General features: G+C 60.1%; 21 protein-coding genes and 1 pseudogene. 8 read left to right on the top strand and 14 right to left on the bottom strand.

Annotated features, from left to right (window positions below; translation table 11 throughout):
* Positions 1 to 73 precede the first annotated feature (73 nt).
* Positions 74 to 622 carry a vWA domain-containing protein gene (locus ACI5GA_RS28125; RefSeq protein ID WP_421425223.1) on the top strand — a complete coding sequence of 183 codons (549 nt, stop codon included), beginning with the start codon at positions 74 to 76 and terminating at the stop codon, positions 620 to 622.
* A gap of 50 nt (positions 623 to 672) precedes the next feature.
* Here ACI5GA_RS28125 and ACI5GA_RS28130 read toward each other — a convergent pair whose 3' ends face one another.
* On the bottom strand, positions 673 to 939 hold the full coding sequence (locus ACI5GA_RS28130; RefSeq protein WP_404638301.1) for a hypothetical protein: 267 nt from the start codon (positions 937 to 939) through the stop codon (positions 673 to 675).
* Positions 940 to 1,329: 390 nt separating this feature from the next.
* On the opposite strand from ACI5GA_RS28130, the gene ACI5GA_RS28135 reads away from it, so the two are divergent.
* On the top strand, positions 1,330 to 2,649 hold the full coding sequence (locus tag ACI5GA_RS28135) for a sigma 54-interacting transcriptional regulator (RefSeq protein ID WP_421425225.1): 1,320 nt from the start codon (positions 1,330 to 1,332) through the stop codon (positions 2,647 to 2,649).
* 149 nt (positions 2,650 to 2,798) lie between these two features.
* On the opposite strand, the gene ACI5GA_RS28140 is transcribed toward ACI5GA_RS28135, so the two are convergent.
* Positions 2,799 to 3,335, bottom strand: a complete 537-nt coding sequence (locus ACI5GA_RS28140) for an AAA family ATPase (protein ID WP_421425226.1) — start codon at positions 3,333 to 3,335, stop codon at positions 2,799 to 2,801.
* Positions 3,336 to 3,341: 6 nt separating this feature from the next.
* On the bottom strand, positions 3,342 to 3,905 hold the full coding sequence (gene pnuC / locus ACI5GA_RS28145) for a nicotinamide riboside transporter PnuC (protein ID WP_421425227.1): 564 nt from the start codon (positions 3,903 to 3,905) through the stop codon (positions 3,342 to 3,344).
* A 325-nt stretch (positions 3,906 to 4,230) separates the two neighbouring features.
* Here pnuC and ACI5GA_RS28150 point away from each other — a divergent pair, with 325 nt between their 5' ends.
* Entirely contained in the window at positions 4,231 to 5,061 is an 831-nt protein-coding gene (locus ACI5GA_RS28150) for an undecaprenyl-diphosphate phosphatase (RefSeq protein ID WP_421425229.1), read from the top strand.
* 4 nt (positions 5,062 to 5,065) lie between these two features.
* On the top strand, positions 5,066 to 5,518 hold the full coding sequence (locus ACI5GA_RS28155) for a DUF1294 domain-containing protein (RefSeq protein ID WP_421425230.1): 453 nt from the start codon (positions 5,066 to 5,068) through the stop codon (positions 5,516 to 5,518).
* A 41-nt stretch (positions 5,519 to 5,559) separates the two neighbouring features.
* Here the strand turns inward: ACI5GA_RS28155 and ACI5GA_RS28160 are convergent, their stop codons facing one another.
* Positions 5,560 to 5,904 carry an MmcQ/YjbR family DNA-binding protein gene (locus tag ACI5GA_RS28160; RefSeq protein WP_404638289.1) on the bottom strand — a complete coding sequence of 115 codons (345 nt, stop codon included), beginning with the start codon at positions 5,902 to 5,904 and terminating at the stop codon, positions 5,560 to 5,562.
* A 210-nt stretch (positions 5,905 to 6,114) separates the two neighbouring features.
* Here ACI5GA_RS28160 and ACI5GA_RS28165 point away from each other — a divergent pair, with 210 nt between their 5' ends.
* A complete protein-coding gene (locus tag ACI5GA_RS28165) occupies positions 6,115 to 7,218 on the top strand; it encodes a hypothetical protein (RefSeq protein ID WP_421425232.1) in 1,104 nt (367 codons plus the stop codon).
* On the opposite strand, the gene ACI5GA_RS28170 is transcribed toward ACI5GA_RS28165, so the two are convergent.
* Positions 7,215 to 8,138, bottom strand: a complete 924-nt coding sequence (locus ACI5GA_RS28170) for a LysR substrate-binding domain-containing protein (RefSeq protein WP_421425234.1) — start codon at positions 8,136 to 8,138, stop codon at positions 7,215 to 7,217. The genes ACI5GA_RS28165 and ACI5GA_RS28170 overlap by 4 nt on opposite strands.
* A gap of 333 nt (positions 8,139 to 8,471) precedes the next feature.
* On the opposite strand from ACI5GA_RS28170, the gene ACI5GA_RS28175 reads away from it, so the two are divergent.
* Together ACI5GA_RS28175 and ACI5GA_RS28180 are read left to right on the top strand one after the other, a co-directional pair.
* Positions 8,472 to 9,077 carry an FMN-dependent NADH-azoreductase gene (locus ACI5GA_RS28175; protein ID WP_421425235.1) on the top strand — a complete coding sequence of 202 codons (606 nt, stop codon included), beginning with the start codon at positions 8,472 to 8,474 and terminating at the stop codon, positions 9,075 to 9,077.
* Between the two features lie 409 nt (positions 9,078 to 9,486).
* Complete coding sequence (locus ACI5GA_RS28180) at positions 9,487 to 10,527, top strand: alpha/beta hydrolase family protein (RefSeq protein WP_421425236.1); 1,041 nt, start codon at positions 9,487 to 9,489, stop codon at positions 10,525 to 10,527.
* Positions 10,528 to 10,540: 13 nt separating this feature from the next.
* Here the strand turns inward: ACI5GA_RS28180 and ACI5GA_RS28185 are convergent, their stop codons facing one another.
* The 8 genes and pseudogenes from ACI5GA_RS28185 to ACI5GA_RS28220 form a co-directional block, all read right to left on the bottom strand.
* A complete protein-coding gene (locus ACI5GA_RS28185) occupies positions 10,541 to 11,404 on the bottom strand; it encodes a TIGR03915 family putative DNA repair protein (protein WP_421425238.1) in 864 nt (287 codons plus the stop codon).
* Entirely contained in the window at positions 11,401 to 12,621 is a 1,221-nt protein-coding gene (locus ACI5GA_RS28190; RefSeq protein ID WP_404638277.1) for a putative DNA modification/repair radical SAM protein, read from the bottom strand. Before ACI5GA_RS28190 ends, ACI5GA_RS28185 begins: the two co-directional genes overlap by 4 nt.
* 82 nt (positions 12,622 to 12,703) lie before the next feature.
* On the bottom strand, positions 12,704 to 13,348 hold the full coding sequence (locus ACI5GA_RS28195; RefSeq protein ID WP_404638275.1) for an HAD family hydrolase: 645 nt from the start codon (positions 13,346 to 13,348) through the stop codon (positions 12,704 to 12,706).
* A 287-nt stretch (positions 13,349 to 13,635) separates the two neighbouring features.
* A complete protein-coding gene (locus ACI5GA_RS28200) occupies positions 13,636 to 14,589 on the bottom strand; it encodes a 2-hydroxyacid dehydrogenase (protein ID WP_404638273.1) in 954 nt (317 codons plus the stop codon).
* A 66-nt stretch (positions 14,590 to 14,655) separates the two neighbouring features.
* Entirely contained in the window at positions 14,656 to 16,059 is a 1,404-nt protein-coding gene (locus ACI5GA_RS28205; protein WP_404638271.1) for a sodium:solute symporter family protein, read from the bottom strand.
* Positions 16,060 to 16,506: 447 nt separating this feature from the next.
* On the bottom strand, positions 16,507 to 16,830 hold the full coding sequence (locus ACI5GA_RS28210) for a hypothetical protein (RefSeq protein WP_404638269.1): 324 nt from the start codon (positions 16,828 to 16,830) through the stop codon (positions 16,507 to 16,509).
* A 119-nt stretch (positions 16,831 to 16,949) separates the two neighbouring features.
* Positions 16,950 to 17,078, bottom strand: a pseudogene (locus tag ACI5GA_RS28215) (GNAT family N-acetyltransferase); the annotation flags it as partial.
* Positions 17,051 to 17,197, bottom strand: coding sequence for a FecR/PupR family sigma factor regulator (locus ACI5GA_RS28220; protein WP_421425556.1), 147 nt, complete (start codon positions 17,195 to 17,197; stop codon positions 17,051 to 17,053). The gene ACI5GA_RS28220 and the pseudogene ACI5GA_RS28215, both read right to left, overlap by 28 nt.
* A gap of 202 nt (positions 17,198 to 17,399) precedes the next feature.
* On the opposite strand from ACI5GA_RS28220, the gene ACI5GA_RS28225 reads away from it, so the two are divergent.
* Positions 17,400 to 18,107 carry a tRNA (adenine(22)-N(1))-methyltransferase gene (locus ACI5GA_RS28225; RefSeq protein ID WP_421425240.1) on the top strand — a complete coding sequence of 236 codons (708 nt, stop codon included), beginning with the start codon at positions 17,400 to 17,402 and terminating at the stop codon, positions 18,105 to 18,107.
* A gap of 12 nt (positions 18,108 to 18,119) precedes the next feature.
* Here ACI5GA_RS28225 and ACI5GA_RS28230 read toward each other — a convergent pair whose 3' ends face one another.
* Entirely contained in the window at positions 18,120 to 18,611 is a 492-nt protein-coding gene (locus tag ACI5GA_RS28230; protein WP_404638265.1) for a GNAT family N-acetyltransferase, read from the bottom strand.
* Positions 18,612 to 18,640: the final 29 nt, after the last annotated feature.

Below are 18,640 nucleotides of genomic sequence, written 5' to 3' on the forward strand. Positions count from 1 at the left end.
TCCCCGACCGGGCAGACTCCGCGGCGGTAAAAGTGGTGCGTGCCGTTCTGGCGTCGAGGGTGCGATCGCGTGGTTGCCAACGCTGTTGCGCGGTCGCCCGCAGCGTCGTGCCGATCTGGCCCGGCAGCCCCGCACCCGACGTGAGCAGACGCTGTGGCTGGTCATCGTCGATGCATCGGCGTCAACGCGGCGTCATCAGGCGCTCAGTCAGGCGAAAGGGCTGCTGGCGCAGTTGTTCGACGATGCCTATCGTCAGCGTGCCCGATTGGCATTGTTGACGGCCAGTGGCGGCGCAGCGCGTTGGCAACATCAGGGGTTGAAAGCCGGGACGGCCTTGCAGCCTTGGCTGGAAGCGTTGGGTGCTGGTGGGGGAACACCGTTGTTCGAGGCCATCGAACAGGCCAGTCAGTGGCTGGGCAAACGTCGCACGCGATATCCCGGTGAGACGCAGCGCGTGGTGATCGTCACCGATGGCCGGGTCAGGGAGGTTCCCTCCCTCGAACCGATGAGCAGCCTCAGCGTGGTGATCGACATCGAGCGGGGGCCGATCAGGCTGGGCAGGGCGTTGCAGGTTGCCAATCAGCTCAAGGCCGAGTACCGGCACATCGACGACCTGCTCTGACGACGCGTCCCGGCCGGGTGCAGGGACGACGCGTCGAGGCAGAGGGCAAGTCAGGCAGGCATGGTCCAGGGTTCCAGACGGTAGCCTTCGTCACTGATTTCAGCGCGGGCCTGTTCCAGCGCATGAGCCAGTTGCTTCGGATCGGAGTAGGCGCTGCTCGGGATCTGTTTGCGGCCAATACGCGTGCTGGTGCGATCGACCACGGTCAGGCTCAGTTCGCCATTGCCATCCTGTGGGGACCATGCCACGCACTGGAAGGGTTCGAAGGCGTGACCGGCGATCAGCAAAGCATCGTTAAAGCGCAAAGGGGCGTTCATGGAATGTCCTCAAGTGCCCGTATCAATTCAATCCCCGTCGGCGGGCTTCCCGAGCGGTTGGATACGTGTACTGATGACCTGCGCCGGGGGATAAGTCACAAGAGATTTCAACTTTTTTCAATTTATTTACATCTTCGCTGCCTTTCGTGACACGCCATGACTGCACTGTTGCGGCGCAAATACGTGTTACAGCGCTGATTCATCCGCTTGATTCCCTCTTTAATGCGTTTTTGGCAGGTCTAAGCACGTTTCGATCTTAGGCTTATAGTGAAACGGTCCAAGCGCGTGTCAAATATTTGCTAATGTAACAACCAGAGTCGCCAAGACACTGTTTCTAAAACTATTTTCCCTGCGAAATACTCTTCGAATCCTGGCGCCAAGGAACTCCATATGCATGAACTGGCATCGATCCGTCGCCTGTTAATTGTCGAACCGTGCGAAGAATGTCTGCGTTTGATTCCCGGCCTGCGCATCGCGGGCTGGGAGGTCGACAGCTGCGCGCTGGACGTTGCAGTGTCTCATTCCTGTGACGTTGGTTTGATTCGTCTGATGCCTCAGCATTTTGAGCAGCCGCAACTCATCAAGGATTTGATCACCCGCAGCAACACCGAATGGATCGCCGTGCTGACCGCTGAGGATCTGCGCCGGGAGCTGATCGGGGATTTCGTCTGTGAGTGGTTTTTCGATTTTCACACCTTGCCGTTCGACGTCGCCCGCGTGCAGGTCACCTTGGGTCGGGCGTACGGCATGGCGCGACTGCGCGCTCAAGGGGCCAGTTATGGCAACGGGCCTGAACACGAGATGCTGGGCGAGAGCCGACCCATTCGTGAATTGCGCCGCTTGTTGACCAAGCTGGCGCCCACTGAGTCTCCGGTGCTGATCCGGGGTGAAACAGGCACCGGCAAGGAGCTGGTGGCGCGCACTCTGCACCAGCAATCCCAACGGCGGAACCAACCGTTCGTGTCGATCAATTGCAGTGCCATCCCGGAGCAGCAATTGCAGGCCGAGCTGTTTGGTTACGATGACGACAGCCTCAATGATGCCCAGCCACGCAAGCCCGGGCGCATCGAGGCCGCCAACGGGGGCACGCTGTTCCTCGACGAAATCGGTGACCTGCCGCTGGACGTCCAGGCCAACTTGCTGCGTTTCCTTCAGGACCGGCACGTCGAAACGGCGCAGGGGCGAGTGCCCGTGGATGTGCGCATTCTGGCTGCGACCCATATCGACCTGGAGTCGGCCATTCGCAAAAAGCGTTTTCGCGAGGACCTGTACTACCGCCTCAATGTGCTGCAAGTGGGAACCGCTCCATTGCGCGAGCGGCACGGTGATCTGGCGTTGCTGGCCAATCATTTCGCGCATTTCTACAGCCAGGAAACCGGGCGTCGTCCGCGCAATTTCAGTCAGGATGCACTGGTGGCCATGGGCAAGCATGACTGGCCGGGTAACGTGCGCGAGCTGGAAAATCGCGTGCGCCGTGGTCTGGTGCTGGCCGAAGGCAGGCAAATCGAGGCGTTCGATCTGGGGTTGTTGGGCGAAGAAGAGATCAGCTCCAGCATGGGCACGCTGGATGAGTACAAGTGCCGCGCCGAGCGTCAGGCGCTGTGCGATGTGTTGACTCGGCACAGTGACAATCTCAGTGTCGCGGCCAAGGTACTGGGTATTTCACGGCCGACGTTCTATCGGTTGTTGCACAAGCATCAGATACGCTAGTCGTCTTATGCGGGTTTTTCCGTGCGCCGAATGTTCCAGTTGAGCGCGTATCTCTGTGGGAGCCGGCTTGCTGGCGAAAGGGGCTGTCATTCAACGATTGGCTAACTGATCTTCCGGATTCGCCAGCAAGCCGGCTCCCACAAGAGCAATCATGAGGTTGTGTGGCTAGCCAACAACCGCGCCACCGCCTCAAATGCCCGGACCCTGCGGTAGCTCCAGTTTCCGTCGATCACTTCAAAGACCTGATGATGCCGTTGCAGCCAGTTCCGGCTGGCGTTGAAGAATGCTTGACGTTCGGCCAGCAAGGGCTGGCATCGCTGGCCATCACTAACCCAGTCGACCCCGTCCGGCGAGAGCAGGAGATGCAGGTCGTAATGGCGGGCGAGCAGTTCGGTTTCCAGCCACGGCGGGCAGTCGTTGAACAGCGTCTGGCTCCACAGGATGTTGCTCAGCAGATGAGTATCGAGAATCAGCAGTTCAGGGGCATGGGACCTGCCTTCGTCTTCCCATGCCAGTTGACCCCGTGCAATGACCGGAATGTCGGCATAGCAGGTATCGCGTTGTTCCTGATCCATGAAATGCCGGACGTATTCGCTCACCAGTTCGCCGCCGAAGCGCGTTTGAATCTGCTCGGCCAGCCAGCTCTTGCCGCTGGATTCGGGGCCTGCCAACACCAGAATTTTCATGTGGGATCAGCGCGCCAGTGCCGGGTCTGCACGCCAGTCACGCCAGCCTTGCACGGCCAGCAGCGTGAACAATGCATACAAGGCCGCTGTCAGGTACAGGGCTTTATAAAGGAAGAGCCCCACGAAGATGACGTCCAGCACAATCCACAGCGGCCAGCACTGCACGCGTTTCTGTGCCATCCACACCTGTGCGACGAGGCTGAAGCCGGTCAGGGCGGCATCGAGCCACGGTTGTGCAGCGTCGGTGAAATGGGCCATGGCTGCCCCCAACGCCAGGCTGACGATGGCGCCGATTACCAGGCTCAGCGCCAGAGCGCCACCCTTCAACGAGGTGACCAGGCGTCCGTCGACGACCTCGCCACGGCGTGTCCATTGCCACCAGCCATACAATTGCAACACCGCATAGACAACCTGCAGCAGCATGTCCGAGTAGAGTTTTACGTCAAAGAAGATCCAGGTGTAGAGCAACACCATCACCAGCCCGATCGGCCAGCACCACGGGTTCTGCTTGACCGTCAGCCAGACGGCAATCACACCGAGTGCAGCGGCGAACAGTTCGAGGCCGGACATGAAAACTCCTGTGAAGGGATACGTATTGGGGCGGCGATTGTATGCGGTTTATGCACGGTTGTGGCGAGAGGATTCGAAGACGGGCGCAGACCTGTCAGCGGCGAATGTGGCCGCACTGAGGGGCGCGAAGGTCAAAGACAGCGAGGCCGGGGCCGTGCTAGAGCCTTCGTTGTGACGGTCTGGTAGGATCGCCGCCCTTGCGTGCTACTGCACGTCGTCTTGACTGTTCATGCGTTTTTTACATCCAACGGTTTATCGTGCGCCGAACAGTGCTCGAAACATATCAAGAGAGCCTTGCCATGAGCGGGTTCCATTTGGGGGAATGATGGATTTTTGGACCGCCGCACAGGCGTTGATACTGGGTGTCGTCGAGGGTTTGACGGAGTTTTTGCCGATTTCCAGCACCGGACACCAGATCATTGTGGCCGACCTCATCGGCTTTGGTGGTGAACGGGCGATGGCGTTCAACATCATCATTCAGTTGGGTGCGATCCTGGCGGTGATGTGGGAGTTCCGGAACAAGATCCTCAGCGTCACCACTGGACTGACGACCCAGCCCCAGGCCCGGCGCTTTACCCTGAACCTGATTATCGGGGTTTTGCCTGCGGTGGTGTTGGGGTTGATGTTTTCCGATCTGATTCACCAATACCTGTTCAATCCGATCACGGTTGCAGCGGCGTTGGTCATTGGCGGTTTCATCATGCTGTGGGCCGAGCGCCGTGAGCACGAGATTCATGCCGAAACCGTCGATGAAATGACCTGGCGCGATGCGCTGAAGGTTGGCTTCGCCCAATGCCTGGCGATGATTCCCGGCACTTCGCGCTCTGGCTCGACCATCATCGGCGGCTTGCTGTTCGGCCTGTCGCGCAAGGCGGCCACCGAATTTTCGTTCTTTCTCGCGATGCCGACGATGGTCGCCGCGTCTGTCTATTCGGGCTACAAATACCGCGATCTGTTTCAGCCGGGGGATTTCTCGGTGTTTGCAGTGGGGTTCATCACCTCATTCATCTTCGCGATGATTGCGGTGCGCGGCCTGCTTAAATTCATCGCTACCCACAGCTACGCCGTGTTCGCCTGGTACCGTATTGCCTTCGGCCTGCTGATTCTTGCCACCTGGTGCTTCGGTTGGGTCGACTGGTCCAGCGTGCAGGCCTGAGGCGATGAATCAACGTTTCAACCATAGCCCTGACCGCAAGGGCAGTGCCCAAAGCCGCAGCGAGAAAACCTCGGTGCGGTTTCTCAAATTCAAGCTGGCGGTGCTGATCGTGCTGTGCGCCTTGCCGGTGTACGGCGTCATCGCTTATGCGCTGCGCGGCGGCTCATGGCTGGCGCTGGCGGTGTACCCGGTGATGAGCCTGCTCGCATTCGGGCTGTACGGCCACGATAAGAAGCAGGCGCGTTTGCAGGGGGCGCGTACGCCCGAAAAGCTGCTGCACGGGCTGGAAGTATTGGGTGGCTGGCCCGGCGCGCTGTTGGCGCAACAAGTGTTTCGCCACAAGACCCGCAAAGTGTCCTATCAACTGATGTTCTGGCTGATCGTGTCATTGCACGAGTTGTATTGGCTGGACCGGGTGCTGTTGGGCGGCAACTTTCTCGCGCGGCACTTCTATTAAGGCGTGTCTGAAGATGCGCCTGTGTTAAATCGAGGGTGCGCTCATAACTTGAGCGCCACCTGACGGATTTTAGGCAGTTTGCTCACCACCAGTTGATGCGAGCGGGTCAGCAGGCCGCGCAACTCTTCGTCCCCCATGGCGAAGGGCACGCTGAGGGTAATCCAGTGTGCCCGCGCCAGATACGGGGCAGGGCGTATGCCGGGGCGGTCGACGTAACCGAGAAACAGCTCTGGCCCCACTTTGAATGACAGGTCATTGCCCGCCAGACCCATGACGGCGAACATCTTGGTCTCGCAGATGGAAAACACTCGCACACCACCCCATTTGTAATCTTCCCTTGCTCCCGGCAGCGCCAGACAAAACCGCGCTACGTCCTCGATATCCATACGGCATCCTGTTGAATAAGGTTCAGCTGGTGGAGACGTTTTAACAGAAACCTGACGTTGTCGCTTGTCCGGCCCGCTGTGTTGCTCTGCTGCCTTCATTTGAATGGCACAGCCCGGTATTTTCCTTCGAAGCTTCTGCTATACACCCGAATGAGCCAACTGATGTCGTGTGTAGGGGGCGCTACAGAGTAGGAATTCCGGAGACAGGCGATGCCTCTGACACGACGCGATATTCTTCTCGGCGGCGCAGCGCTGGGCCTGCCATGGGCGGCAGAGGCCGCTGTCGGTTTGAGCTGGCGAGGCGCGCAATGGGTGAATCTTTTACCGCAGGCGGGTGCCGCGGAACTGGCACTCCCTGACGCGGCTTTCGACTACATCCTTGAGCGAGGGCGTTGGTCGGCGACTGCCGATGACGATACGCAGGGCGAGTCCCTTGATGCCGGGTTCGTCAAAGACCTGATGCTCGCCTTTCGCGACCATCCTCAAGACCGGAACGCGCAACTCGGTTTGGGCCTGCTGGCCTTGACGTTGGGGGTCGCACAGTGGGGGATCGACAACCCGCAGGGCCTGCCTGACGATCCGGCGCGCAGCGACTGGAAGGCCCAGACCAGCGCAAACACGGGCAAGCACCTGATGAGCTATGGGGTCGGTGGTGTAGGGATCGCGCACATCGATAACGATGAACTGTTTGCATTCATGGCCTATGTACTGAACAGCGGTCTGGTGCCCACTGAGCACAAGGCTGCGTTTCAGCGCCTGACCGATCGGGCGCTGTATCCGGGGAACGATAGCATTTATGGCCAATTGCGTGCGGCGGGCCTCTGTGCGCCGATGGCAATCAATGTCGATCTGGAAGGGGCACCCTTCAAACACTTCAACAACTCGCACAATGTCGGTTATTGCGAGAAATACCGTAACCCGTTGCTGACCTCGCTGGACTGGCAGACCTTCAGGACCTGGATTCGCGTCGCGTTGCGCAACAAGGCTGGCCAGCGCTGGCTGTTCGCCTCCTGGTTACAGACTTACTGGGAAAAAAGCCTGGCCGTCGTGCCTGCGGGTGAGGGCATGGCGGAAGAGCTGTTGATCAACGTGCGGCTTCGCAATTCCTTGCCTGCCTGCGCCGACCGGGCCGCCCAGGCTGTCGTCACCGACAGTGAAGGGCGGATCCGGCGCGAGCTGGACGCGTACGCCAAATGCGCACCCAGTGCCTACGAGCGTCGTGTCGCCCTGATGCTGCGCTCAGTGGTGCTGTATCGGCACTTTACCGGGGCTGCGCCGCTGGATCTCTCCAATGCGTCGCTATCCTCTTCCTAGAGCGGGCGGTCACCGCATTGGTTGAACGCGTGTTCCAGGTGTTCCAGCCATGCCCTGACGGCGGGCAATACGCCACGCCGATGAGGGTAAACGGCCTGCAGCCAGGCGGGCGGGCAGTGCCAGTCCGGCAACAGCTGTACCAGCGTGCCGTTTGCCAGCTCGCTTTCGCAGTACATCATGGGCAGCACGGTAAACCCCAGGCCGGCCAGCGCGGCGTGCTTGCGCATGCCGAAATCCTCGACCCCCAGCCGTGCAGGCATGGCCAGTTCAAAGCGTTGTCCGTTGTCGTTATACAGGCGGGTTCGCGCTAAACGGTCCGGGTCCAGCGCGCCTAGGAAGGGCAGCGTGGTCAAGTCCCGCGGATGCTTCAAATCAAGCGTCGCGGCGAAGTCCGGAGAGGCCACCACTTCGGTACGGGCCTCACGCAAGCGTCGGGTGATCAGGTTGGGCTCTTCGTCTTCCGCCTCCCGTACCCGCAGTGCGACATCGATGCCTTCGTTGATCAGGTCGACGCGGCGGTTCACCAGCAGCAGATCCAGCTCGACCTGCGGGTATTTCAGCAGAAACTCGCTCACCAGCGGGGTCAGAAACTGGCTGGCCAGGCCGACGGGGCTGCTGATGCGCAGCGGGCCACGAGGCACGCTGGCGGCGCTGGCCACCATCTCGTCTGCCAGATCCGCCTCCAGCAGCATGGCTTGGCAGTGGCGCAAATAGCGCTCGCCGAGGCTCGTGAGTTGGAGCTTGCGCGTCGTACGTTGCAGCAGTCGCGTGTCAAGGCGCTCCTCTAGCTCCGCGATACGCCGGGACAACCGGGATTTGGGAATGCCCAGCAGACGCCCTGCTGCAGCGAATCCGCCGGATTCGACCACTTTGGCGAAATAAAACAGGTCATTGAGGTTTCGAGGGTCGCCATTCGACACGGGTCAGGATTCCAGAGCGCTGTGACGTCAATATAGGGGGGCTCGCCATTATGGACAAAAAGCGGTGCTAGCGTGAGCAGCGTGCGATCCAAGCGCTTCGTGCGCATTTCCGCGCAGATTCTCAATGTTTCGCGGGGAGGTTTCTACAACAAGATGATCCGTCTGGGCATCGATGCCCATGCATTGCGATGAGGTGTCATGGCTGCGCAGACTGGATTGTCCTGCTGATAGGACAAAGCATCGCATTTTTGCCGACTAATCAGTTATTGGTTGGAACGGTAGGATGATCCCCATCTGATCGCCCCGTGGCGATTCTCACTTGGGAAGCACGTTATGAAACTTTTGCACATCGACTCCAGCATTCTCGGCGACCACTCTGCTTCGCGCCAACTGAGCAGCAGCGTGGTTCAGTCTTTCGTCGCCACCCAACCGGGCACCGAAGTGGTTTACCGCGACCTGGCGAGCGATGCGCTGAGCCACTTCTCCGCCGCCACTCTGGCCGCCGCTGGCACCCCGGCTGAAGGCCGCGATGTAGCACAGAAGCTGGAAGTGGAAACCAACGAAGCCACCCTGCAAGAGTTTCTGTCCTCGGACGTGGTGGTGATCGGCGCGCCGATGTACAACTTCACCATTCCAAGCCAGTTGAAAGCCTGGATCGACCGCATCACTGTCGCCGGTCGCACCTTCCGCTACACCGAAAGCGGCCCGGAAGGCCTGTGCAAAGGCAAGAAGGTGATCATCGTATCCACCGCTGGTGGCTTGCATCAGGGCCAACCGACCAGCGTCGGCCACGAAGACCTGCTCAAAGTGCTGTTCGGTTTTATCGGCGTGACCGATCTGCAATTCGTGTTCGCCCACGGCCTGGCCTACGGTGACGAGCCTCGCGCCAACGCGATGAGTGCCGCGAAAAAACACATTGAAGAGACCCTGTTCGCCTGAGCCGAACGGGCGCACCTGCCAGCCGTTGAGTGGCGTGAGCAGTAGCGATCCGTGACACCGAAAGCCCCGTCACCCAAGGCCTTGCGCCGAAAGGTGACGGGGCTTTCGTGCTTTCCGGGGCATTGATTCACACGTGTTCAGTCAGCCGACAGGCTTTGCGGTTACTTTGCGCGTAACCTTTGGCGAAGGGCAGTAAAATGGCCGCTGATTCAGCCAGTGTCGCTTGATGCTCGGCCAGTTTTCCCGATGTGTTCGAGTTTGGCCCGTCTTGTGCACTAATGATCTAAGTGGCGCTGTGAATGTTATCGATGAAGGGTTGTCAGATAGCCACAGGCAACGGTTTACAAGGCGTTCAGGCCAATGGGGGCCGAACGGGCAGGCAGGGATCGGAAGGGTGAGGGGCATTGCAATGATGCGTCTTTGTGCAGTGATGATGATTGGCCTGTTAAGCAGCCTGATTTCGGTGCAGGCCAGCGAACGGCAGAACTGGAACGTGGGGTTTCATGAGCTGACGTTCCTCGATCCGCTGGATTCGCGGCCCATGCACGCCTATGCCTTCTATCCTTCCACGGACCCGGACAAGATCACCCGCGTTCAGGGCTACCCGATCGAGGCCACCGAAGATGCAACCGTCGCCATGGGCCGTTTCCCGATGTTGATGCTGTCCCACGGCAACACCGGTACGCCTTTGGCGCAGCATGATATTGCCACTTCCCTCGCTCGTCGCGGCTTCGTTGTCGTGGCGGTGTTCCATCCCGGCGACAACTACCTGGACCACAGCCGTCTTGGCAGCCTGAGCAATCTTTACGGGCGCCCGATGCAGATTTCCGAAGCGATCAGTGCCGCCTTGCTCGATCCGATGCTGTCGCCCTACATCAGTGCCCGGCGCGTCGGTGTGATTGGCTACTCGGCAGGCGGCGAGACCGCGCTGATTCTCGCAGGCGCCCAGCCTGATCTGCAGCGGCTGCGCAACTACTGCCTGCAACGACCACAGGATATCGATGCCTGCAAGACTCAAGGCGAGTTGCTGGCTGACCGGGACGACCTGCATGCGCAAGCAGACCCTCGGGTCGGTGCGCTGATGCTGATGGCGCCGCTAGGCCTGATGTTCGGCCGCCATACCCTGTCAGACATCCATGTGCCGGTGCTGCTCTACAGCGGCGACGGCGATGAAATCCTCGCCATCGACAAGAACGCCGAGGCGCTGGCAAGCAAGCTGCCGGAAGTGACTGACTTCAAATTACTCGCCGGAGCCGGGCACTTCGTGTTCATGGCGCCGTGCGATGACATGCAACGGGCGACCACGCCGGGCTTGTGTACTGACGCCATGGGTGTGGACCGCGAAGACATTCACCGCAACCTCAGCAACGACGCCGTTGAGTTTTTCGGCACCGCGCTGGGCTCTCCAATGAACACCGCAGGCATGCAGACGGCGTTGCATCGCCAGTAAACCGTGCGCTGAATTACCTGCGAATCACCTTGCCCCGCCGCTCGGCAATCTGCCGGGCCTGACCATCCCGCTGCTTGCCCGTGCGTGCCTCGCTGATCAACGCCGGGATCAGCGGGCCTTCCGGCAGGTTTTTCCAGAACCGTGTCGGCAAATGCCCCTGCATGACCTTGGGATTGAGCCGCGCCGGGTTGAAAATGTGGCTGTAGTAGGTCAGCCACAGTTCGCCATGCGGGTCATCGGCATTGCGGGCCAGCGCTTTCCACGCTTCCGGGCACTGACGTTTGTGAATGAGCTGCTGGCCGTCGTAAAACACGCCATCGTCAGGCGTGGCGATCATCCAGCGATGGCGCCCCAGACGCCCGATAAAGTGCTCGCTGGCGGTGCGCAGGATGTGGTGAGCCGGTTCGTGCCACGCGACGTACTCGGGCAGCGTCTGCATGTCCAGCAATGCCGCCTTGACCGCCAGATTTTTGGGGTTGGGGTCGACGGGCAGGGCAATGAAGCGCAGAAAAGCATGCAAGTGGTGGGCTTCGCGGCTGACCTGTTTCAAGCGTCGGTGCAGCTCGCTGCCCAGTTTGTCCCCCGCCAACATGGCCGTGCGGTCACCATGGCTGACCCGCCACAGTACTTCATACAGCAGGCTCCAGCGTTGCGCGCCGCAATACTGCGCGGCGTTTTGCAGCAATTCCAGTAACGCCAGCGGCACGCGCGCCTGGAATGGGCCCATCTGCGCCGGGTATTGATCGTCGTTGTCGAACAAGTCGGCGTCTTCGCGCACACTCCAGCTGACTTGATCCGGGTTGACCTGATGGCTCAGCAGCCATCGGGCCTGTTGCCGCCAGGTGTCAAAAAGGTCATCGCAATCGAGCGTAATCATGCCCACAACGCCATCTGTTGCGGTTGAGGCTTGTCCCGCAGTTGTTCGCGCAGATGCACGCTGGAGGTTTCCGCCTGACGTGGGTGATAGTCGCTGGTGATGATGAACGGTTTGGCTTTGCTCAGTACACAACGCAGGCGGGTCAGGTCTTCATAGCGAATGCGTCGTTGACGACGCAATTCCACCAGCCGTTGCGTGGTGCGAATGCCGATTCCGGGAATGCGCGCGATCATCGCCGGTTCCGCACGGTTGAGATCCAGCGGGAAGGTGTCGCGATGTTCCAGCGCCCAGGCCAGTTTCGGGTCGATGTCCAGCGCCAGATGCCCTGGTCCCGACAGCAGTTCATGGGCGCTGTAGCCATACCCACGCAGCAGAAAGTCCGCCTGATACAACCGATGTTCACGCAGCAACGGCGGCGCGGCCAGCGGCACGCTCTTGGGACTGTTGGGAATGGGGCTGAAGGCCGAGTAATAGACGCGCTTGAGGCGAAAGTCGCCGTACAGCGACTCGGCGGTGTGCAGCAGGGTGCTGTCGTCGGTGTCATCGGCGCCGACGATCATCTGTGTGCTTTGACCGGCCGGGGTGAAGCGCGGTGCTCTTGGCTCGTTGAGCACGGTTTGCTGGCCGGTGTAGATGGTCTTCATCGCCTGTTTGATCGACCCCATTTCTTTCTCTGGGGCCAGCGTTTGCAGGCCGGTCTGGGTGGGCAGTTCGATGTTCACACTTAGCCGGTCGGCATAACGCCCGGCCTCTTCGATCAGCGCCGGATCCGCTTCGGGAATGGTCTTGAGGTGGATATAACCGCGGAATTCATGCTCTTCGCGCAACAGCCTGGCGACTCGGACCAGTTGTTCCATGGTGTAGTCCGCTGAACGAATGATCCCGGAACTGAGAAACAGCCCGCTGACACAATTGCGGCGGTAGAAATCCAGGGTCAGGGTGACCACTTCTTCAGGGCTGAAACGCGCCCGCGGCACGTCGCTGGAGCGGCGGTTGACGCAATATTGGCAGTCGTACAGGCAGAAGTTGGTCAACAGCACCTTGAGCAGCGAAACGCAGCGTCCGTCCGGCGTATAGCTGTGGCAAATACCCATGCCGTTACTGGAGCCAATGCCGGATTTGCCTTCGGAGCTGCGCTTGGGGGCCGCGCTGCTGGCGCAGGAGGCGTCGTACTTGGCCGCGTCGGCGAGGATGCTCAGCTTGTCGATCAGCTGCATGACATTTCTCGATACTGTTTTTATATACAGTATCGAGTTCGGTCGTGATGAACAAGGGCCAATTGAATGGATGACAGCGGCGTTAACTGATCCTCTGAACCAGTTCTCTCAGCTCGCCGTAGTTTTTCACCGGATGAAAATTGGCGTGATCGACGAACTCGGAAAAATCCGTATCGCCATAACCTGCCACCTGAGCACCCGCACTAAGACCCGCCTGAACCCCCGGAATGCTGTCCTCTACCAACAGACACTCATCGGGTTTGAGGCCCAGCAGGTCCGCTGCGTGTTCGATGAGAACAGGAGAGGGCTTCCACGCGTCGACTTCATAGGCGCTGACGATCAGGCCGTGAAACACATCCAGCAAACCCACTGTGCTCAGGCACGTCTCGATCTTGCTGCGTGGGCCGTTGGAGGCCACGCACTTGGGCAGCGACAGCCCTCGAACGAACTCCACCGCACCGGGCATTTCTTCCAGCTTCTCCTGAAGCAACGGCAGCGTGCGAGCCCGAAAACTGTTGACGATCTCGATGTTGGGCAACCACGGGTAGTCGCGGCACAGGCCTTCCATGCACAGCGCAAACTGTACGCCACGAAAGCGTGCCAATACCTCGTCGACGGTCAGCATGACCTGATGTTCTTGCAAAATGTCGCGCAGCAGTCCGGCAGCGAGACGTTCGCTGTCCACCAGAGTGCCGTCGCAGTCAAAAATGACGCCAGCGATGTTCAAACAGGATTCTCCCGTGCTCGTGTTCGGGGCGGTTGGACCGGCATTATCCCGAAAAGTTGGCGGGGAGGGGAGGTTGCTGACCTGTGGTCAGTGCGGTGGACCAGTCACAGATGGACTGAATGACAGATCGTATTCGCCAGCAAGCCGGCTCCCACAGGTCAGGCGTCGAACCTGAGGTCTGGACCCGGCGCTATCGTTGTAGGAGCCGGCTTGCTGGCGAAAGCGATCGGCCAGCCAACACCATCGGCAAGTCAGTCGCAGTCAGCCACAGCCTGAGCGTTCGAGCTTTAAAGTGAAACCGGTGTCACCAACCCACCTTCATCAAAGAACCGACTGACGTTGGCAAACACCAGATCCGCCATCGCCTGACGGGTTTCATGCGTGCCGCTGCCGATGTGCGGCGTCAACACCACATTGTCCAGTCGAGTCAGTTCAGCGGGCACATTCGGCTCGTCTTCAAACACGTCCAGCCCGGCTCCGGCGATTTCCGATTCCAGCAGTGAGGAGACCAGCGCCTGTTCGTCGACCACAGAGCCGCGAGCGACGTTGATCAGATAGCCCTTTGGCCCCAGCGCCTTGAGAACGTCACGGTTGATCAGGTGCTGGGTGTCGGCGCCGCCTGGCACGATGACGATCAGGTAGTCCGACGCCTTGGCCAGTTCGATCAGGTCGCCATAGTGAGTGTAAGAAACGTCGGAATACGCCTGGCCACGACGGTAATAGGCGATGTCCATGTCGAAGGCTGCAACGCGTTTGGCGATGGTTTTGCCGATTTTGCCCAGGCCGACGATGCCGCAGGTCTTGCCGCACAGGTCGTTGCCCAGCGGGAATTTGCCGGTGCCCCATTGTCCGGCGCGGACGAAGCGCTCGGCTTCGCTGATACGGCGGGAGACGCAGAGCATCAAGGCCATGGCGGTTTCGGCCACGGCGTTGTTCAGCACGTCGGGGGTATTGCTCAGCTTGATGCCGCGCCGGGCGAGGTAGGCGGTGTCGACGGCGTCATAGCCGACGCCGAAGCTGTTGACCACTTGCAGGTTCGGCAGGCGATCCAGTACGGCGTTGTCGGTGCCATAGACGCCGCTGGTGACCACGCCGCGCACGTTAGCGCCATGCTCGGCAGCCCAGGCGGCGATATCCTTGATTTCCCAGCGATTGTGCACGGTGAAGTCGCGATTCAGGTTTTCGGTCAGGGCGGCATGCATCGGGCCCCAGACCAGCACTTCGGCTTTCTTGTCGCTCATTGTTTCCTCCTTGCGGCGCGGCCCTGCCAATCGGACCACGCCTTGATTTCAGCCGCGAATGACGTGTCAGCCGTTCTTGTTTAACACAGGTTGGGCTTCGGAACGCCCGGATTTGAGCAGTTCGGCGATGGCCATGGTCAGCAGGGGCGCGAACAGCGCGAAGTACGAGCTGTCGATGCCGTAAGGGTTACCCGCCAGGAACCAGCCGATGGTGGAGATGACCGACAGAATCACGCCCGCCAGCGCGCCGCGACCAGTGCCGAATTTCGGTGCGTAGAAGCACATCAGCACGATCACCGCGAGGGTGGCGCGCAGGGCTTTGCCGAGGAAGGCAATCAGCAGGATCTTGTCGGCGAACAGCGCCAGAATCAGCGGCAGGAAGCCGATGACGACGATGGCTGTACGGATGAAGATCACCGACTTGCGGTCGTTCTTTTCCTTGTTGAAGAAGGGGTCGTAGAAGTCCTTCAGCACCAGCGTGGCGGAGGCCATGGTGTTGGCCGAGATGCCACCGAATAGCGCGCCGGCCAGGCCGATGACCACAATGCTGGCCGAGAAGGTGGGCATGTGAGCGATCAGCGCAGGGAAGGCGTCGATGGATTTGATGCCGGGGTAAAGATAAGCGCTGGCCATGCCGATCAGGGCCGCCATGATGCCGAACGGGATCATCAGCGACGACACGTAGAAACAGGCGCGTTTGGCCGTCTTGTGGTCCGGGGTGCTTACCAGCGCCTGAATCACGTACTGAGTGGCGAAGATCGAGCCGATGCCGCCGATCATCCAGGCGAAAATCTGGCCCCAGCCCACACCGGTGGTGTCGAACATGTTGGCGGGCAGCTTGGCCTGCATGGCGCCGATGCCGCCCGTGGCGTTCAAGGCGAATGCCAAGGCCAGCACAATGCCGATGTACTTGATCGCCGCGTGCACGAAGTTGGTGTAGACCACCGAACGCATGCCGCCGATGCTGACGTAAAACACCGTGACCACGCCGACCAGCAGGATTGCAACGGTCTTGTCGATGTTCAGTACCGCTGCCAGAACGGCGCCGCCGCTGGCGTACAGCGCGACCGACACAATGCTCAGGGCGCAGATGGTCAGCACTGAGGCCGCATAGCGGGTGCCTTGGCCGTAGTTCTGCGCGAGGATGCCGGAAATCGTGTTCAGGCCGGTCTCACGGTATTTCTTCGCCAGCACCAGCGCGAGCAACAGGAAGCCCAGCGACAGGGCAACCAGGTTCCACGCGGCGGAAATCCCGGCTTCAAAACCTTTCTGCGCCGTGCCGATGCTCACCGAACTGCCGATGAATTCAGACAGCAGCAGGGCGCCGATCAGAAAGGGCGGAAAACTGCGGCCGCCGCTGGTGAAGCCTTCACTACTTTTGGCGTGTTTGCGAACGGCATAACCGATGTACGACATGACAACGAAGTAGCCTGCGGTCAGGCACAGGATGATTGTTATTCTTGGGTCCATGTTCTCTCCGTTTCCGTTACTGGAAGGCGTGAAAGGCTGATTCGGGCAACCGATGCCCGGTCGGCGAGCGGTCGTTGTATGACGACACAAAAAGCTTGGGCGAGGTGTTGCCCGGCGAGATGAGGCCGATGGGCGCGGTCAGTTGCCCGGAGAGAAACCGTGAGAGCGCGGGGCGCAGGCGTTATCAGGCTGGATTGAGGGTGCAGAAGAGAGGGGTGTGTGTCTTTTCATTTTTATTAGAGGCTCGTGATTAATGTTGGTGGGCAACTCAATACGAAGCATTCGTTATACGTCATCGTACAACGCAGTGCAATCGTACGCTTGCGCGCACGTGAATCAAGGGCCGCTGGTCAATCCTTCGTATTTCAGGCGGGGCGTGTTGACTTTTCAGGCGCAAAAAAACCGCCGTCATTGCGGACGGCGGTCTGTGAGGCACTGCCTGAGCGGTTACCAGCGACCTTCTCCACGATGGCCCCAACCACGGTCGTAATAGCCATGTGGTGGAGGAGGCGGTGGTGCGTAGTGGCGAGGACGGACCGGCACGTAAGCGACGGGCTGATACACCGGCTGATAACGCGGTTGTGGTCGATAATCCCGATACTCAGGGCGGTGGTGATCGTGGCCCGCGCCGCTGATCACCGTGGCCAATACCGCACCCACTGCGGCCCCGGCGATGACTGGCACAACGACGTCGCGGTCACTGGCTGATGCGGCACCCGCAGCGACCAGGCAACCGGACAGGATCAAGGCTTTTGTCATCTTCGAAATCATGGTGTCTCCTCAGGCGATGTGTTTGGGTTCGCCATGGAGCTATGAAACACCGAATCGATGTAAAGAAAGGTCTGCGTTCCGTAAAAGTTGAGTAAAGGGTCAACTTTACAAACGAGGCTTCACAACGCCTTGCGCATGAACACCCGGGCGAACCCATCCTGGGTCGCGCGGTGGGTTTCCTGATAGCCAAGCGTGCCGTCGATCCCGAGGTTCTCGGTCATCACCTCATGGGTGTAACGGCGAATGGCGACTGCTCAGCCTTGCGAAAGGCCTTGGCGTTGGCTTCATCGGTATCGCGCCACTGTTCGAATGCGTTGCGCACTGCCATGTCCCCCGGTGCCTGCTGCAAGCGCAGCAACCAGTCCAGAGCCTCATCCTGGTGGTGCGCCGCCTGAAAGAAAAGGGTCTGATGACAGGTCCGTCGAGAGGGTTGAGGCGCGGGACTCTAGAGTTGTTGATAATTATTATCAATACCGTGTCGATATCGCAGGGTTGCGCGAGCACGGGAAGTTACCCAAACTCCGCGCCCCGGTCCGCCGCCTTGCCGGACCTTCAGTCAGAGATCGCCGTTGAACGCACACACCTTATCCACACGCCTGGAGCGCGTCGCCGCGCGCGTGCCTGCGGGGGCGCGCCTTGCCGACATCGGCTCCGACCACGCCTACCTGCCGGTGGCGTTGATGCGTCGTGGGCTGATTGAATTTGCCGTGGCAGGCGAGGTGGCGCTGACGCCGTTCAATGCAGCACTGCGCACGGTTCGCGAAAACAGCTTTGAAACGTCAATCGTTGTGCGCCATGCCGACGGTCTGGCGGCCATCGAGCCGCGGGATCGCATCGACGCGATCACGATGTGCGGCATGGGCGGCGAGACCATTCGCGACATTCTCAACCGTGGGCGAGAGCGTTTGAGCGGGCAGGAAGCGTTGATTCTTCAGGCCAACGGAGGTGAGCCGCCGTTGCGCCAATGGCTGATGGATCATGGGTATCGGATTGTCCATGAGGAGGTGCTACACGAGCACCGTTTCGACTACGACCTCATCGTTGCCGAACGTTCGGGGCCTGTGACCTACAGTGCCGAGGAACTGTACTTCGGCCCGCTGCTTCTGAAGTCTCGCAGCCCGGCGTTTTTGCTCAAATGGCAGCGCCTGCTCAAGCGCAGGCAGCAGACGCTGGAGGATTTCACCCGCGCCCGTCAGCCGGTGCCGCCAGACAAGGTGCGGGCGATTGTCCAAGAAGCCGAATCGATCAGTGCCATGCTGGGCGCTGCTGCTCGATAAGGCCAAACGGCTTCAGAGCGTCATGACCATCTCATGCCACGCCATGCCGCCATGGTCTGACTCGGAAGGCTTCACGTACTCATAGCCCATGCGCGCGTACAGCTCGACATGGCGGTCCTTGCACATCAGGTGAATGGTGCGCTTGTGCATCGCACGCATGCGTTCGATGAAGGTGCGCATCATCAGGCTGGCGTAGCCCTTGCCCTGATGCGCCGGGTCGATGACTACCGACATGATGACCACATTCGGCGCATCACTGTCATGACCCACCAGCTCCTTGAACGCCTCGTCGGACATGACCACCTCATGGGCACAGCCGCCGTTGATGAAGCCAATCACTTCGCCTTCCAGCGCCATGATCAGGAAGCCTTGGGGGTACTGCGCGATGCGGGTGGCGATCTTTTCCCGGGTGGCCGCCTCGTCGCCTTCGTAGGCGGTGGTTTCAATTTCGAAACAGCGGTCGACGTCGGCCAGGGTAGCCGTGCGGAAGAGGGGGGCATTCATGGCGGTCTCGTTGAGTGGGCAGGAGCGCA

The sequence above is a fragment of the Pseudomonas sp. Pseu.R1 genome (assembly GCF_045764065.1).
Classification (GTDB): domain Bacteria; phylum Pseudomonadota; class Gammaproteobacteria; order Pseudomonadales; family Pseudomonadaceae; genus Aquipseudomonas.